11 protein-coding genes are annotated in these 17,246 nt (G+C 42.3%); 8 read left to right on the top strand and 3 right to left on the bottom strand.

The window, feature by feature from the left end:
• Positions 1–396: 396 nt before the first annotated feature.
• Positions 397–1,209, bottom strand: coding sequence for a TIR domain-containing protein (locus BM736_RS06105; RefSeq protein WP_076409743.1), 813 nt, complete (start codon positions 1,207–1,209; stop codon positions 397–399).
• A 617-nt stretch (positions 1,210–1,826) separates the two neighbouring features.
• On the opposite strand from BM736_RS06105, the gene BM736_RS06100 reads away from it, so the two are divergent.
• A complete protein-coding gene (locus tag BM736_RS06100) occupies positions 1,827–2,198 on the top strand; it encodes a hypothetical protein (protein WP_076409739.1) in 372 nt (123 codons plus the stop codon).
• 875 nt (positions 2,199–3,073) lie between these two features.
• On the opposite strand, the gene BM736_RS06095 is transcribed toward BM736_RS06100, so the two are convergent.
• Entirely contained in the window at positions 3,074–3,490 is a 417-nt protein-coding gene (locus BM736_RS06095) for a CBS domain-containing protein (RefSeq protein ID WP_076409736.1), read from the bottom strand.
• Positions 3,491–3,909: 419 nt separating this feature from the next.
• Between BM736_RS06095 and hyaA the strand changes: the two genes are divergently transcribed.
• From hyaA to BM736_RS06070, 5 genes are all read left to right on the top strand, one after another.
• Positions 3,910–5,046 (top strand): nickel-dependent hydrogenase small subunit, encoded by a 1,137-nt coding sequence (gene hyaA, locus BM736_RS06090; RefSeq protein WP_076409734.1) that lies wholly within the window; start codon positions 3,910–3,912, stop codon positions 5,044–5,046.
• 3 nt (positions 5,047–5,049) lie between these two features.
• Positions 5,050–6,753 carry a nickel-dependent hydrogenase large subunit gene (gene hyaB / locus BM736_RS06085; RefSeq protein WP_076409731.1) on the top strand — a complete coding sequence of 568 codons (1,704 nt, stop codon included), beginning with the start codon at positions 5,050–5,052 and terminating at the stop codon, positions 6,751–6,753.
• 20 nt (positions 6,754–6,773) lie between these two features.
• Positions 6,774–7,436, top strand: a complete 663-nt coding sequence (gene cybH, locus BM736_RS06080; protein ID WP_076409729.1) for a Ni/Fe-hydrogenase, b-type cytochrome subunit — start codon at positions 6,774–6,776, stop codon at positions 7,434–7,436.
• A gap of 89 nt (positions 7,437–7,525) precedes the next feature.
• Positions 7,526–8,083: a HyaD/HybD family hydrogenase maturation endopeptidase gene (locus tag BM736_RS06075; protein ID WP_076409728.1), complete on the top strand. Its 558-nt coding sequence runs from the start codon at positions 7,526–7,528 to the stop codon at positions 8,081–8,083.
• Positions 8,070–9,794 carry a NiFe hydrogenase gene (locus BM736_RS06070; protein WP_076409727.1) on the top strand — a complete coding sequence of 575 codons (1,725 nt, stop codon included), beginning with the start codon at positions 8,070–8,072 and terminating at the stop codon, positions 9,792–9,794. The genes BM736_RS06075 and BM736_RS06070 overlap by 14 nt, the downstream gene beginning before the upstream one ends.
• A 73-nt stretch (positions 9,795–9,867) precedes the next feature.
• On the opposite strand, the gene BM736_RS06065 is transcribed toward BM736_RS06070, so the two are convergent.
• Entirely contained in the window at positions 9,868–10,905 is a 1,038-nt protein-coding gene (locus BM736_RS06065) for an isoaspartyl peptidase/L-asparaginase family protein (protein WP_076409726.1), read from the bottom strand.
• A 211-nt stretch (positions 10,906–11,116) separates the two neighbouring features.
• On the opposite strand from BM736_RS06065, the gene BM736_RS06060 reads away from it, so the two are divergent.
• Together BM736_RS06060 and BM736_RS06055 are read left to right on the top strand one after the other, a co-directional pair.
• Entirely contained in the window at positions 11,117–12,889 is a 1,773-nt protein-coding gene (locus BM736_RS06060) for an autotransporter assembly complex family protein (RefSeq protein ID WP_143562328.1), read from the top strand.
• A complete protein-coding gene (locus tag BM736_RS06055) occupies positions 12,886–16,920 on the top strand; it encodes a translocation/assembly module TamB domain-containing protein (RefSeq protein ID WP_076409723.1) in 4,035 nt (1,344 codons plus the stop codon). The genes BM736_RS06060 and BM736_RS06055 overlap by 4 nt, the downstream gene beginning before the upstream one ends.
• The last annotated feature ends 326 nt before the right edge of the window (positions 16,921–17,246 follow it).

Below are 17,246 nucleotides of genomic sequence, written 5' to 3'. Positions count from 1 at the left end.
TGGGTCAAGCATCGGATGTGACACGATCACCGAGGGCGTTAGGATGGCAATACGGTTAACTCCGTGTTGAACCACGAACATAGACTGAAGACAGGTGTCACGACGGGTAATGTAAGGTAGGCGCTGCTTATTGAAAGATAAGTAATCCACGGATATCAGCATGACAACCGACGAAATTACTTGCTTCATCGACTGTGTTAGCTCAATCCCAATTGAGTCAAAAGAGCAAAAGCAGGCTTAAATATTTAGGCCGAAAGAGTGGTGTTCTGCTTGACGTGGGGAGTCATACCAACGCCCAGTTAACAGGCAAAAAATTGTTGGCTAAAATTAGCGACGAAGGAGCAAAAGCCAACTGTTTTTTGTCCTTGTTTAACAGCTTGTTAGGCTTTAATTACACTAGAAGAAAGTGTTAATTTTGTAACCACATGCAGTGAGTTCTTTTGCTACCGAATTTTTCCAACCAGAATTAGGATCTAATGGGACATAAACAACACCGCTAATATCATTCGGTGTTTCAATATCGCCTTTAACCAATGAGCACACATTTTCTCTACCTAGCTTTGCCATTAGATACCCATGCTCAAAGACTACGTTTTGTCTGGCTCTATTCTTAAGAGAGACATTTGGCTCATGTACGCCACGCCCATGATCACAACCAGTATATAAAACCAATGCAAAATCAGCATCGTTGGAATAGTGTTCTATTTTTTCAATTATGGTCATACCTGCATTAGCCTGCTCATGCAGAATTATTGCCTCTAATCCAAGCTGTTCTATGAACCGACTAACTTCATATTTTGCTACGTCATCACGACCGTGAACAATGAAAACCTTGCGTTTATTTCTAGCAACGGTTGGAGCACTTACCGGCGGCACTGGAGCAGTAATATTAGGCTGTGTTTTTATAGGCGCAGGCTGCTGTCCAAACTCAAGTAAATCTAATAAAGGAGTAAATTGCTCTGAAATATATGTACGTCTTTCTGCATAAGTGCCGTACTTTTCTTTAATAAAGCCCCAAAAAGAATCTAAATTTCTATGTTGTTTAATCCAGTTAGGTAGCATGGATGCAATATTTGAATTTTGTAAAAGTTCTCGTCGAAGAAATTCAAATTCACTATTTTCAGCAGACAATCCAGTAGCTCTTGCTGTTAACAAATTCGCTAGATAGCTTACCTTGTCAAAATCATTTTCCAAAAATTCAATACTCAAGTTAATTCCTTATGATGTGCAACCAAATCTGCTTTAAAGCCTAACGCCGTTTTAAGCGGCTTGTAATAGTTTGCTACAATGTGAAGCGAAGCGGAACCAAGCAAACTGTTACGAGTCCGACTTGAAAACCCTTGTTAGCTGTTGCTCATTGAATACTAGCAATATTACTATAATTAACAAAAGATACTATCTAGTTAATTACTTTTGTAAGCAAAGCCGACTAATCACGTGAAATTCTGTATAATGACAGTTCGTTCTAATCATGCCCATGAAAAATAACATCATGAAATTAAAGCACATTATTACTAAAACAAAAAAAAGCGCTAGGAGCAAAACTAATACAATCCATAGTGTTTGTATGTGCAATTAATCTATTAGCAATTACATTAGCGTTATTTCATTTCGCTGACCAAATTACGGGAAGCCATCTTAAGTTAGCGGTAGACATATCAACTATCATTGGATATTGGGCTACAACAATAGGTGTAGTTATAGCACTTCTAGGTTTATCAAACTGGCGAAAATAAAAATTATACGACCAAAAATTAGCTCAATTTGGTGAACTTATAGATAATGCCTATACACTAAAAAAATCTAGTCAACAAATTAGAGGCTATTTGAGTATATGTAAAAACGGAATCAACAACCCAAAGCATGCCTATGAGCACTTAGCATATGAAACACAAGTCATTTGCAATTCAAAAGTTCAATTAGAAAAGTTGATTGCGACGAAGATTCACATTGAGAGAAATGCATTCAATGAGCACTCGGTTGAATTACATTCATTATTTGTGCAACAGCAAAATTTCATGTACGAAATATTATCCAACCTAGAATTACATCTAGCTGAACAAATACCTATCGAAGTTGTTAACACTCAAGATAATATTATCAAAATTAACAATTGGTTTAGTATTATTGAAAAAATACATGCACGTGCAATTGAAATTGAAGAGCTTTCCAGAAAGAAATTAGAACAAGAGCTATGATATAAAACCATTTATTTCAAAAACAATTACTACTTTATTAAAGGACGCTTCAATATTACAGAAACAGCTAACATTTTTATATACGGCTTGCGCGTTTTGCCAAGCCCTCTTGGGAAAGCGTGCGCTCAACTCATTGATAAAAGCCTATTAAAAACAATTTAATAACCAAGCAATACTCAAATTGTATCCAATACACTCTCGGCCAAAACAGGCAAGCACACTTTGCTTACCTGTTATCTCTTTTTGCAATGAGAAGTCAAGGTCGCACACTCTCATCTAATTGAATTTACATAATTTATTACTCTTCTACAATAGCTAAGTGGGTATGGTTGATTATTTTTCAGCTTGATTTGTTGAGTGCTAAAGATGGGACCGGCATAACTTTTAGGTTGTGCAAAAATCTATCATGTTAGTTTCTCTATAGCCAAAACTATACTTGCCCTATTTACCTTTTGAACTGCGAAACACACTTTGGGGCAAAAGTGAGTTACCAAATACTGGCCATAAGCCACAATCGAAGAGAGAAATCCCCCTGTGTAGGTGCGGCTGCGGACTTCGAGGACATGGATGTCATCGCAGAGCCCACATGGCCAAAAATGTTCCATACATTTTTCGGCATTCCCACCATCCATAGCGGTCAGATGTGTTCACGGCGCCTCGCAGAACTTTCTCAAAACAAGAGTGCACATGCCTCGCCGGTCAGGCGTTTGATTACAGTGAAGGTCTGAATTTCAACACTCTAGCCGATACCAAATCAGGCCAAAACACAAAGCTAGACTCCGGCTTAAAAGCATTGCCGGAGTGACGATGGAGGCCACACTTAACCAAATGAACCAATATAAGATGTGCTCTAGCTTCATTCAAAGCGAGTTAAACTAAGCTGGTGCCAGATAACATTGTTGCATATAAATATTGATAGCGTTCAGTACGTTGGTACGGTTTATGGTGCCAATCACTTTGCCATTTTCAACGACAGGATAAACTTTAGGTTTAGAGCCAAGCATCTGCTCAGCGAGTTGCAGGACACTATGAACAGGCGTGACACTCAATACCTCTTCACTCATACAATCTTTTACTTTAGCGACTAAATCACAGTGGTAACTGCTTTTTAGCATGACAGACATACAATCTTGTTGAGATAAAAAACCCACCAATTTTCCCTGCTCATCAACAACTGGTGCGCCAAGCTTTTTTCTTTCTAATAGTGCGTCAACTGCTGTTACCAACGGCATATCGGGTGTCAGTAATACAGGCTGACGATCCATGTGATCACTTACCTTTATTGAATCCATATTATTCCCCTGTCGTTTCCATTAATCGTACATGCGCAATGTCCAATATACATACAGAAGATGAAACTGAGCAAGAAGTAATCACCAGCAAGTTAACCATCGGGCTAATTACGATGCATTTGCATTGGTATTTGTTATCACGCCCTATCTTTTATCAGTCATAAAATCAATAACCTAATGGCCATTATTTCAAGCTCAATCAAAAGTGTGACATGACGAATCAATTCGAAAATATTGCGACAAAATGACCCACTTTCGACATAAATGACGATCAACATCATATAGATAAACACCATTTTCACCGTTTTTAGCTAAGCAAAATAAAGCTTGATGCATGTCAATATTCTTCAATTTATTAGGCATAGAATTTGTTAAGCAAGTGAGCAGAAATCAAAACTAAATAACTATAAAGGTTTAACATGGATACACATGCAGCCCTTTTTGAACAGGGTAAAGCGCGCTTGGAGATGCTAAGACAACTCCAACCTCGCCAATCAGAATCATTTAATAAGAAAATGGAAAATCATGGCATCACCCGTCGTGATTTTATGAAGTGGACAGCCTCAGTCACGGCCATGTTTGCACTTCCCCTTCCATTTAGCTCCCTCGTCGCACAAGCCGCTGAACTTTCAGACAGAGTCCCCTTAGTCTGGTTGCATTTAGCAGAATGTACTGGTTGTTCAGAATCACTTATTCGTACTGATACACCTAATTTAGACTCCTTGATATTTGATCATATCTCCCTTGAATATCATGAAACCTTAATGGCGGCTTCTGGTTGGCAAGCAGAGGAAAACCTCGAGCATGCTTTAGACGCCTATAAAGGTAACTACCTGTTAGCCGTTGAGGGCGCTGTACCTACCGCTAACAATGGCGCCTATCTAACTGTGGGCTGTAAAGGCCATACCGGTCTTGAAATAGTCAAACATGCCGCTGATAACGCAGCGGCAGTTATTTCAGTGGGAACTTGCTCCTCTTTCGGTGGGATCCAAGCTGCAGCACCTAACCCGACGGGTGCTAAAGGGGTGTATGAAGTTGTCGACAAAACAGTCATCAACTTAGGGGGGTGCCCACCGAGTGAAAAGAATATTGTTGGCACACTGATGTACTTCATCATGTTCGGCAAACTGCCCGCTCTGGATATGTTTAACCGCCCTAAATGGGCATATGGCGCGCGCGTTCATGACAACTGTGAACGACGCGGCCGCTTTGATGCGGGCGAATTTGTCGAAGAGTTCGGCGATCAAGGCGCTAAAGATGGTTACTGCCTCTATAAAGTCGGCTGTAAAGGCCCCTATACCTACAACAACTGCCCGACAGAGCGATTTAACCACCACACCAGCTGGCCAGTACTCGCAGGACATGGGTGCATGGGCTGCTCAGAGCCAAACTTTTGGGATGACATGGCTGACTTTGAGAAGCCACTAGGAAGACAGTTACTTCATGGAGTTGATGCAACGGCAGATACCGTTGGAGCCGTTATTCTTGGCGCAACAGCAGTAGGCATAGGTGCCCATGCAGTTGCCAGTATTTTTGCCAAACCATTAGAGGATTAATCCATGAGCAAGCGTGTTGTTATCGACCCTATCACCCGAATTGAGGGGCACTTGCGCATTGAAGTTGAAGTTGATGAAAATAATGTCGTCCAAAAGGCATGGTCATCTTCTACTCTTTGGCGTGGTATCGAAGTCATCCTAAAGGGTCGAACCCCGATGGATGTTGGCTTAATCGTGCAGCGTATCTGTGGTGTATGTACCTACTCCCACTATCGCTGTGGCATAGAAGCTGTTGAGAACGCATTGGGAACTCAAATTCCTTTAAACGCTAAGTACCTGCGTTCATTGATGCAAACCTCTCTGTATATGCATGATCATATCGTTCATTTTTACCACCTTCACGGCTTAGACTTTGTTGATGTGGTGTCTGCATTAAGTGCTGATCCTGCACTGGCTGCACAAGAAGCACTTAAGTATACCGATAAGCCTATCGCTGCAGGTGAAGGCGATCTACGTGCGGTACAAGAAAGGGTTAAGGGCTTTGTTGAAACAGGAAAACTTGGGCCTTTTGCAAATGCTTATTGGGGCAATAAAACCTATAGATTTACGCCTGAGCAGAACCTAATCGCACTTTCACATTACCTTAAAGCATTAGAAGTACAGCGTGTTGCCTCTGAAATGTTAGCTATTTTTGGCGGCAAGTCCCCTCACCCACAATCACTGGTTGTCGGTGGCGTAACTTCAGTGCGCGATATGCTAAGCCCGGCACGATTACAGGAGTGGAAACAAAAGCACGCCATTGTGACAGACTTTATCCACCGTGCTTATAAAGCAGACATTGTTATGGCGGCAGCTGCATTTGGTAATGAGCCAAGTGTCTTAGGCGGCGTAAACGTTAAAAACTTCATGGCCACCGAAGACTTTGTCTTAGCTGACGGCAAGTTTATGTTCGACCAAGGCGTGATTATGGATGGAGACCTTGCAGGTGTTTCAGATATTAATCCAGACTTGATTAAAGAAGATGTCACTCACGCTTGGTATCAAGCAGATGAGGCGCAGCACCCATATGATGGTACTACAGTGCCTGATTACACTGGTTTTGTTGAGCGTGACACTGTCTATGGCAAGCTTCCTACGGTTGATGGTGATGGTAAATATACCTGGGTTAAATCGCCACGCTATGATGAGGAGCCTATGGAAGTTGGGCCCCTTGCAAGCCTACTTGTTAGCTACGCCCGTGGTAACCAGGTTGTCATTGATGCTGTCAACGACCTACTTTCAACAACGGGTTTACCCATTGAAGCGCTGTTTACGACCTTAGGCCGTACTGCCGCTCGCATGCTGCAAACAGTGATAGTGGCCCAAGAGGGACTGAAAACATTTGATGCCATGTTAGTCAATATGCAGTCAGATGAATCTACCTATACCAAACCTGAGATCCATTCAGATCAAGAGTATATCGGCCATGCAATGATTGAGGCGCCGCGAGGCATGCTAAGTCATTGGATCAGAATCAAAGGTGGTTTAGTTGAAAACTATCAGGCGGTTGTACCAACCACTTGGAATGCTGGCCCTGTTGATGCTAATGGAAAGATGGGCCCCTATGAGGCTTCTCTCATTGGATTAGCGCTCGAAGATCCTAGCAAGCCATTGGAAGTGATTCGTATTATCCACTCATTTGATCCATGTATGGCATGTTCTGTACATGTCATGGACTTTAAAGGTCAAGAGTTAGGACAATTCAGAATTGACCCCAACGGCCAATAATCGATAGGGAGGGATAGCAAATGACACAGTCTGCAACCCACACTAGGCATCTGATTTTCAGTCCTGCGATCAGGATTTTTCACTGGCTTCGCGCATTGTCAATTCTGGTTCTAGTTGTGACAGGGTTTTATATCTCATGGCCATTTTTAGTGGCCCCTGAAACAAATGATATACAGGTACAAAGTTATATACGCTTTGCTCATCTGGTGTTTGGATTTTTGTTAACCGCCATCACCTTAGTGAGGGTATATCTATTCTTTTTTAGCCGAAGTGATATCGAGCGCCGCTCATTTAAAGATGTGATGAGTATTAAGAGTTGGATCACCCAGCTTAAATCCTATGTTTGGAGCGGCCACCTGCATAAAGCTGGGATCTATGGGCCTTTGCAGTTTATGACTTACTTAGCCATCTCTGTTGTTGCAATTTTTATCTGCATCACAGGCCTTGCTCTGTATGCCAATGTTTACCACCAAGGATTAGGGGGGGCAATTTGGGAGGTATCTAACTGGTTTATAGCGCTTATGGGCGGGCTGGCTCCAGTCAGATTATGGCACCACTACCTCACCTGGGTATTTATCATTTTTACTGTGATACATGTCTATATGGCAGTTTGGTCAGGCATTAGATTTAAACATAACTCTGTTGACTCTATTGTCTCAGGCTATGACTACCACAAGCATTAGTAGTTATATTTCGTAATTAAATACGCCGATAATTTATCGGCGTATTTTCGCGACATAACAAAAATAATTATAAATAAGGCAAGTTTTTAATGAAAATATTGCTATTAGGAATTGGTAATGTGCTCTTTGCTGATGAAGGCATTGGGGTGCATTTTATTAACTATATTTCAGAGAACTATAGTTTTACTCATCCTCATGACACCTTAGATATCACAGATGGCGGCACCTTAGCACAAGGCCTCATTCCCATGCTGTCTCAATACGATTACATGATAGTCGTCGATACCGTGAACGCATCGGGGGTGACGCCCGGTGAAGTCTATTTTTTTGATTTTGATAAAGCCCCCGCTGAGATCGACTGGCAAGGTAGTGCTCATGAAGTTGAGATGCTACAAACACTGAACATGATGGAGATGGTTGGAGACAGACCTAAAACCTTTATTCTTGGCGTAACCCCTACTGTACTTGAGCCTATGGTATTAGGCATTACCCCACAAATTGAAGCCGCTGTCCCCCTAATGGAGAAAACACTGCTACAACACATGGTCAAGATAGGTTTCACCTATCAGCGTATCAAGGATGTGAGTATCAATGCATTGATCCCCAATTCGTATAAACGTGGTGTACTACATAATGAAGATGATTAAATTCGAATTTACTTGCTCTAGACCCGTAGCACTATATTCTCACTTATGTAATCAGTACCTCAGTCACAATGAACTCTATATCACAGTAGGCTGCATAGAAAACAGTTATTTCATTGAAGCTGAAGGACAACTTCAACAGCTTGAAAGCCTTGCTGACGCCATCGCCCATGATTTTTTAATCTCAGTATGGCTAATTGATACCCAGATAACCTTAATAGAGTCCCGCATGGGGAGTTATCAGCTATTAGAAGGTGCCAACATTACCCAGGAGTTTTGTCAGCAGTGCTACCCAGAGTTTGGCGATAATCAAGCGGCTAAATTTGGTGACATCTCAATCCCATGCAGTTGCTGCCAAGGTGCTACAAGGCTTAATGAACATCACCAACAGCTAGAACTTACCGACTTACAATTAATCGCTCAGCAGGTAATGCAAACAGGGTCTTGCGAACTTAAGGGAGTTAACAATCTTAGCCTGCACCTTAAACCTTGCTCAGATCTGCACAGGCAAAAATTGCTGATATGTAACCCCAATACATTAAACGCTCAATTTCATATCAAAGATCATCAGATCTTAGGGCTTTCAAGCATAGAGAAACCGTTAATCACACTGCGCCCGATTAGTGAGCATCCAAGCCTCACCGCCCCTTTATATGATGTCTGTTTCGCTAATAGCCGCGCGTTAGTGGTGGTTTGTGAAATATTAAGACAAAAAGGGATTGATTGGCTTTATTTTGAATCAGACTCTGAAGATAAGCCGATGATCTGGCTTCAATCGGCGTGGAGTGAAGTGTGCTCTACACCAAAGGAGCTGGCATCAGTCTCCTCTATGCCCTCCTCACCAGAACCTCTTCACGACAATGCAAGTTTTAATCAATTTTCAGCCCGTAGTGAAAATGGCAAAATCTACTATGAGCAACGTATTAGAACAGATAATCTCATCAGCAAAGACACTGCAGGGATCTGTGCGCTTCACGCGGGTAACTTGGAGCACAAACAAAATAAAAACAGTGCGGTGATCTATTTCAGTGAAGGGCAGACTGGCCAGATCATCACACAAAACCGTAAACAGGTAACTGAGCTTTTCTTTAGCTTACCTAGCCTGCCTTCAACCGGCTATGATATCTACTATCAATTAGAGCAGAGTCCTCAGCGCTCAGTGGTAGAGAAATTTAAAGCAAAATATCCTGATGATTACCTAAAACTGCTCGACCTTAAGCTCAGCTCTCCTACAGATAATCTGCAGAGCCTATGGGCAATTGCCGCTGTTGTTCTCGGTTTAAAGAGCGATAACATCACAAAACAAGGCCTTTGCGATGCCTTAATCAGTTCGGCCATGCAACATCAAGGCAGTAAAGCACCTAGAATAGACTTCCCGCTAACAAAGGGGGAAGCGCATAGGAGCCTAAACTGGTGTAAAACTATCGGTTCATTAATTAGTTATCGACTCGCTGATGATCAGAACAGCAAAAAACTGGCCTTTGGTTTACAGGACTCTTTAGCTGATTTCATCTCAAACTGGATAGAGCATCTTGATCTGAATTTAGGGGTTAAGTCAGTCATTCTTGCTGGCAGTGAATTTGCTAACGAAGTGCTCAGTCAGCGACTTTCATTAAGGTTGGGGAAAAACTTTCCGCTAAAAGTTAATCGTCAGCTTGATATTGATGGTAACAATCTTGCGATAGGTGCACTTTATTTGAGGCAAAGAAGATAGGATTGCGAGAGGTGTAACACATCAGCAGACAAAGCGTCTCGCCTTGCCTGCTGATTAATCAATAAATTAGGTATTACTTATCACGCCAAATCATCACCTGTGCTTCTTCACCGCTTTTACGAGTAGCACGATACATCCCCTCTGTATTAAATGGTGTAGCTATATTGCCTCGCTGATCGATTGCAATCACACCACCAGTACCACCGGCTGTAATTAAACGCTGATTGATCACCTCATCGGCAGCCTGAATAATGGATTTACTTTGATATTTAACTTTTGCACAAATATCACCAGCAACTTGATAGCGGATAAAGTACTCACCATGACCCGTTGCTGACACGCCACAGACACCATTTTCTGCATAGGTACCTGCGCCAATAATCGGTGAGTCACCAATACGGCCAAAACGTTTGTTCGTCATGCCACCTGTTGAGGTACCCGCTGTGATATTTCCCTGTTTGTCCAGTGCAACAGCGCCGACAGTGCCGACTTTATATTCGGTATCTAGCTCACTATGAGCGGCAAGGTAATCCTTATTCTGCTCTTTAGCTTGTTGCATCTTCTCTTTAGCACGCTGTAGCGCTTCATACCTGTGGGGGGTATCGAATGATTCGTTTGCAACTAAAGTAACGCCTTGAGCCAACGCGAACTCCTCTGCTCCCTCACCATATAACATGACATGCACTGACTTATCCATAACCAGCCTAGCCAGATCTATCGGGTTCTTAATGTGCTTCACCCCAGATACAGCCCCCGCATTCATGGTTTTGCCATCCATAATGGAAGCGTCCATCTCATGCTCACCATTATGAGTGTAAACAGCCCCTTTGCCAGCATTGAAATAGGGGGAATTTTCTAAAACATTAATCGCCTTGGTGACAGCTTCTAAACTTGAGCCGCCTTTATTTAAAACCACATAACCTGCATCAACAGCTTCTTTCAGTTTTTCACGATAAGCTTGCTCTTTTTCAGGGGTAAAATTACTCGGCTTAATCGTCCCTGCGCCACCATGTATTGCGATTGAAAATGGCTTATCATCAGCCCAAGAAAGTGGCGCTGAAACACTCGTGATGGCAAGCAACACAGCCAATAATTTATTTTTATTTTTCACAAACAGGTCCTTTATTTTTTATTTGCACTCTTTGTAACCATTTTTGCATCTAATTACAATCATCAGCTTGCTAGAAATCAATTATATAGGGACAATATAAGGAGCATCTTCTATTTCTTGATTAGAGCCCGATTTTTTGCATATATTTCCATCTCGTCTATGGTCGTTAAGCCTTTTATTTCTGTGCAGTTTACTCTGCGCAACTCAGGTTATGGCGGATGACTTTCTTACGTTAAAGGTCACAGGTGTCACACCTAGGTTGACGCAAAATATTGAAGCGCATTTAGGCACCTTGCCAACTTCAGAAGTTCAACGTAGAGCCTTTATCTTTAATGCTGAGGACAACGCCAATGCCGCCATGCATTCACTGGGCTACTATCACTCCGTCATAGAACAACAAGTCACAGAAAATGATAAGGGCCCATGGGCTCTGTCTCTTAAAATCCAAGCTGGTGAACCAACTCGAGTCGATTGGGTTGATATACACTTTGATGGTGAGATTTTAGATGATCCATTTATCCTTAAGTGGCTCGACCAAATCACCATCAAACCAGGCGATATCCTCAATCATGGTAAATATGAGCAAATAAAATCACAGTTAATCACCATAGCGCTGGCTCGTGGCTATTTTGACGGTAAATACATTAAGTCCTCGATAGAGATCAACCGTGACTTTAACAGTGCAAAAATAACCCTGCATTATGATTCAGGTCAGCGATACAACTTAGGAAAAGTCACCTTTGAAGGTCATACCTTACAAGAGGGAATTTTGAGTGAACTGGTTCCTTTTCAAGAAAAGACCCCATACAGCACAAGTAGCCTAAGCAGTTTAAATCGTGAACTGTTAGACACGAGCTACTTTTCTAATATTAAGGTACTGCCACAAGTAGACAAAGCTCAGGGGCTTGAAGTGCCCATAAAAGTTGAGCTAACCCCTAGAGCGAGTCATTCGATAGAGTTAGGTCTGGGTGCTGATATCGGTAATACCACAGAGAGTAATCTTGAGCCAAGGATCAGCCTCAATTGGCGCACGCCGCAAATTAACAGTTATGGTCACTCTCAAGAAACCAGTCTAGAGTGGTCGCCTGACAGACCCAAATACCTAACCACCTACACCATACCACTGACTCATCCTCTGGATGATCAGCTAAAAATTCGATTTGGTATGCTCAGAGATAAGTATGGCGTAACGCAAGTTTACGACGCGGAAGATAAAAACTTCTCTAATACGGGAGAGCTTGAAGGCAGCAAAGGATTAATCGCGGTTATTCGCCAGCAAAGGCTCAAAAATAACTGGGTGCTCAACTACTCTGTAGAGGCCATGAAAGAGTATTACACCCAATCAGGCATCGATTACTCTCCTGAGTTTTTGCTTTTTGGCGCGAATATCTCTAAAACAACCCGCGGCGATAATACCTTAGATCCTAAATCTGGCTTCTTTCAGTATTACAGCATCGAATATGCCGATCCAAATTTAGCCTCTGCCATACAATTAACCCGCATTCAAACTCGATATAAATGGATAGAAACATTTTTTGAGAAACACAGATTTGTCTCACGATTAGATCTTGGGGTGAACCTTGCCGATGAAAATGATTTAGCGTTAATCCCCCCTTCTCTTCGCTATTTTGCAGGTGGCGATCAAAGTATAAGGGGCTACAGCTATCAAGAACTTGGCCCCTATTTAGACTACACCAACGATGATGGTGAATTAGCAAGGGAAGTGGTCGGTGGACGATACCTAATGGTGGGCAGCATTGAATACCAATACTATGTGACGCCAACTTGGCGTGTTGGTACCTTTATCGATGCTGGTAATGCATTTGATGTGAATCAAATCGAGCCCATTGTTTCTGTGGGGGGCGGCATACATTGGATATCACCTATCGGACCGATTAAAATCGATCTGGGTGTCGGCCTCAAAGAGACCGACACTGTTGATAGACCTTGGCGTATTCACCTCACTATGGGGACAGAGTTATGACCCCAACGACAAAGCCAGATAACACAGATAAGCAAAATTCAGCTAAGCCGCCACAAAAGCGCTCTGGCTTATTGCCTCGTTTATGGAAAAGCTTTAAAGCTGTCTCACGGACTATTTTTTATATCCCATTGGGCCTGCTGGTTACGCTTGCGATTTTAATTGGTACAGACATAGGCAGCCGAATTGCGGTAAACCTTGCCGACACATTCGTACCCGGCCTACAAATTACATACATAGATGGCTCGATTAATAACAAGTTGCTGGCTACAGATGTTCAATGGCAGATGCCAGGTATTCTTGTTCAAGTCGATGACTTAACCTTAGATTGGCATCCGTTATGTTTACTGCGAAAGCAACTATGCGTTGATGAGCTTAGCGCTCAAAAAGTGGTGGTTGAAATAGATACCCAGCTTTTAGGTGATGACGCCCCCCTTGAGGTAAATGAAGTAGACGTAAAAGAAAACCAAGCATCTCGCCAAGCCGAAGCACTACAAGATGAAACAGGTAAAAGTACAGCACGTGAAAGTGAAGTGGCTAAGAATGAATTATCGAGCAGTAATGACAATGAAACCGATAAGGATGAGGAGATCACCCTCCCGTTTGGCATTGATTTAACCAAAGCGGATCTCTCTAATGTCGCTGTGCGAGTTAATGACATGCACTTCAACACCAATAGGTTACAAACCCAAGCCCAGTGGCAAGAAACAGGAATAAGAGTCAGTTACCTTAAGTCCCAGGGACTCTTAGTCGATATCCCGCTGTCTAGCTCACAAGCTAATAGCCAACCAAAAGACAAGCAACAAACATCAAGCCAACAAGAAACTGAGCAGCATTCTGCTCAACAAGAACCCTTGGCCCTTGCTGATGAACTTGACTCAGAATGGGCAATGGCTGCACTGCCAAAGGTCTTCATGCCTATTCCTGTTTTTGCAGAGAAAGTTGCTCTTAGTCAAAGCCATTTAAGGCTTGGTGATCGAGATGACCTGTTTGAGAAAATTAACTTTGATGCCAGCTATCACAGTTATTTAATCCATGTTGACTCCCTTTATGTTGAACATACTTACGGTAAAGTTGAGCTTAATGGTGAGATATCATTAATTAACGATTACCCAATGGATTTTTCAGCCATGATTGATGCAAATCATGTTGCTGAAGTTCCCCTCTTAGGTAAGCAGCAACTTGAAGTGGATGCATCAGGAGGGTTTAACAAGCTCTCAGCTCATGTAACTGGTAAAGGCCATTATGACTTTACATTAACAGGTGATATTGAATTAGCGAATCCTGAGCTTGATTACTCACTCGACCTTTCATCAACCGCGCTAGGCTGGCCACTCGATACCCCGCTCTATTCAGCCACAGATCTGAAACTGCAAAGTGATGGAGATATTACACAACAAAACATTAAGTTTACCGGCAATATCAACACCCCTTATCATCCATTGCTTGCAGTTGATACTGACTTTAGTCACACCCAAACAGATGTTGAAGTAAGGCATCTGCGTACTAAAGGTCAATTAGGGGAGACAACACTTTCAGGTAAGCTTCACTATGGTGAAACGATTAGCTGGCAAGCCGATATAAGTACTATAGATTTCGATATGGAGCAGCTGACGCTCAATTTAAGTCAACCTTTACCAGATAGTTTTATTAGTGGTAGCTTTAATACTCAAGGCGTGATCGGCAATAAACACTGGGATATTAACGTTAATCAGTCTGACTTATCTGGTGAGATCCAAGGATTTCCATTCCACCTCATTGGTGATTTAAGGCTAGATAATGAGTTCCATTTGAGTGCCGATGCCCTCAAATTAACAGCACTACAATCAGAACTATCTATCTCAGGAAGTGCAGATAAGCAGTGGGCAATTAACGCTCAATTAGCCATTCCCGATCTTAGCTTATGGCATGCAGACTCCTCTGGCAGCATCAATGCAAAAATCAATGTATCTGGTGAAAACGATCACCCTGAAGTTATGATCTCTGCTGATGCTTTAGATTTGCAATTTGAACAATTGAAATTGGAACAGGCAAAAGTAAAAGGTTTTTATCGCCCGCTGGATAATCAAGAATTTGCGCTTTCTGTACGAACCGGCGAACTTCAATACGATAGCCTAGATATTAGCTCTATCACGCTGGGCTTTAAAGGCGACAAAGATAAGCAGAAGCTTGGCTTACAAACCTTTGGTGAGCTGAGGGTAAATACTAAGATATACTCACAATTAGACTCAGAAACTCAGCAACTAACCGCTGAAGTAAGGGCTTTAAGTTTAGGGTCAAAGCTCGGTGATTGGTCTTTAGCAAATGCTTTTGAGTTAAGTTGGAGCAATCAAAATCAAACTGGTCTCATCTCGCCGTTTTGCTGGCAGCATTCAGATGGTTCGCTCTGTGTAGATGATGCCATTGAGTTAGATAAAAGTGGCGATGCTAGTATTAAATTTGATGGTGACATAGGTGCGATACTCGCACCGCTTTTACCTACAAACCTCACTTGGCAGGGGCCTGCCAGTATGCAGTCTCACCTTACTTGGAAAGAAGACAGTAAGCCTCAAGGCGCTTTATCGCTTAACTTCTCACCTGGTCATGTGAGTTTTCGTAACAATAATCGAAATGTTGATATAGGTTACAGAACACTCAAACTTGATGCTTCACTGGATGAAAAGCAGCTTTCTACGCAGCTTCAATTCGATTCTCACGATATCGCGAGTTGGCAGGGCCACCTTGATATCACTGTCAGCCCCGAGCACTCAATTTCAGGCTATACCAAGCTAGATAAAATTAACCTAGATGCACTGTCAGAGTTTCTTCCACAGCTTGCTGTCATTAAAGGTAAAATTTCCAGTGAACTCCAGATATCCGGTACCCTTAGTGATCCTGATGTATCAGGAAAAGCACAGCTAAAAGGTGGCAAGTTACTGGCTGCAGCTAACCCAACATTATTAGAGAATATTGAGTTAGATGTCTCACTTGCAGGTCAACACGCACTCATTGATGGCCATTGGCAAATGGGAGAGGGTCAGGCAAAACTTAACGGTGACATTGATTGGAGCCAAGATAAGCTTATAGGTGATATCCGCTTTAATGGGGAAGAGCTGGCAATTATTCAACCCCCTCTTGCCCTTCTGACTATATCGCCAGACCTTAACATCACCTTCGATAAAGATAATTTAGATATCAGAGGCGTTGTCGATCTACCAACGGGTCATATCAAGATCGTTCAACTGCCTGAAGGCGGTATCGCTGAATCTAAAGATGTGGTTTTTAATGACAGCATCTCTTCAGGAGAGATGGACGCAAGCCCAATTGCATTAACGACCAATATAAAAATAAATGTCGCGGATAAACTCAGAATTGACGGTATGGGTTTAAGAGGACGGTTAACAGGAACCCTTGAGTTAAAACAAGAGGCCGCTAAGCCACCTCTTTTGTATGGTGATATTCGTGTTGTTGACGGCAAATATAAATTCATGGGGCAAACCTTAGACATCAAGGCGGGTGAAGTTCAGTTTATCGGCCCATTAGAGGTGCCTAACCTCAATATTGAAGCGGTAAGAGAGATAAAAGATGAAGATGTTGTTGCTGGGGTTCGTATAACTGGTACACCGTTAAAACCTGTAGTCACCCTCTTCTCCACGCCCTCTAAAGAGCAGGCCGAAATTCTGTCTTACATTATTAAAGGCACTGGGTTTCACAGCAATGACAGTGAACAAAACAGTGGCTTAATGTTGGGGGCAGCATTAACGTTAAGTAATCAGATAGGTGGCGGCGCTATTAATAATATAGGTGATTCTGCAACAGGACTCATTGAAAAGCTGGGCTTCTCTAATGTACAACTTGACGCTAATGATGATGGTAAGGTCGCTATCAGCGGTTTTATTGGTGAAGATCTGATGGTGAAATATGGCTATGGTGTATTTAATCCGGGCTATGAGATGACGGTTCGTTACTATCTATTATCTCAACTCTATTTAGAAACCGTATCAGGAACCATAGAGCAGTCACTTGATATCTATTACAACTTTGATATTGATTAAGCTTGATATTGATTAAGCTTTTAAAAGTTAACATCCCCGCTATTCACTCCAACCTCTAATAATTAATGGGGGAATAATACTAATCGGTATAAAGGTGTGGCCATTCAGCGAGAGTTTAGCGATTGTGAGACAAGGCAACGAGTGAGAAACATAGTTATTCTACGTTTAAGCTCGTTAACGCCGTATCAGAAGCGCTAAAACTCGCCTAACAGGAGTGTTTTTGGCTGCCTACTTCTGTGTTGAATAAGGTCAAAAGGGATTACCATTCCCTCACTCATTCGCCTTGAATTATGCTGCCAAAAATAACTCTGAACTGACCACTTTCT

Source organism: Shewanella sp. UCD-KL12, assembly GCF_001957125.1.
Taxonomy (GTDB): domain Bacteria; phylum Pseudomonadota; class Gammaproteobacteria; order Enterobacterales; family Shewanellaceae; genus Shewanella.
This window is presented reverse-complemented; position numbering and strand designations above follow the sequence as displayed.